Below are 494 nucleotides of genomic sequence, written 5' to 3'. Positions count from 1 at the left end.
GCAACATGTGTTCCCGATCGCCCATGGGATACTGAAGGCATGCGTGCAGGTGAAGTGTCCGAGGTCAGCCAGGATTACCTCAAGGCCATCTGGTCGGCCCAGGAATGGGGTGGGGATCCGATGACCGCGACCGAGCTCGCGAACCGATTCGGGACGACGAAGGCCAATGTCACCGAGGTGCTCAAACGCCTCGACGAACTCGAGCTCATCACCCGGGTGCCCTATCGTCCGCCGGTCCTCACCGCCCACGGCAAGGCCATCGCCCTGTCGATGGTGCGACGGCACCGGCTGATCGAGACGTTCCTCGTCGAGTCGCTCGGCTACGGCTGGGAAGAGGTCCACGACGAGGCCGAGATCCTCGAACACGCCGCCTCCGACAGGCTCATCGATCGCATCGACGCGTTCCTCGGCCACCCCACGTCGGACCCGCACGGTGACCCGATCCCCGGCCCGGACGGGCGTGTGGACTCCCACACGCCCACCCTGCTGGCCGC

At 66.4% G+C, this 494-nt stretch carries 1 protein-coding gene; it reads left to right on the top strand.

All coding sequences use genetic code 11. The features are described from left to right. Positions 1-39 precede the first annotated feature (39 nt). Positions 40-494: metal-dependent transcriptional regulator (locus IHE57_RS16195; protein ID WP_209374701.1), on the top strand; the 455-nt coding region annotated here is incomplete at its 3' end.

It is taken from the genome of Brevibacterium renqingii (genome assembly GCF_017808105.1).
Lineage (GTDB): Bacteria > Actinomycetota > Actinomycetes > Actinomycetales > Brevibacteriaceae > Brevibacterium > Brevibacterium renqingii.
Note: the sequence above shows the minus strand (reverse complement) of the source record. Positions and strands in the feature narration are given on the sequence as shown.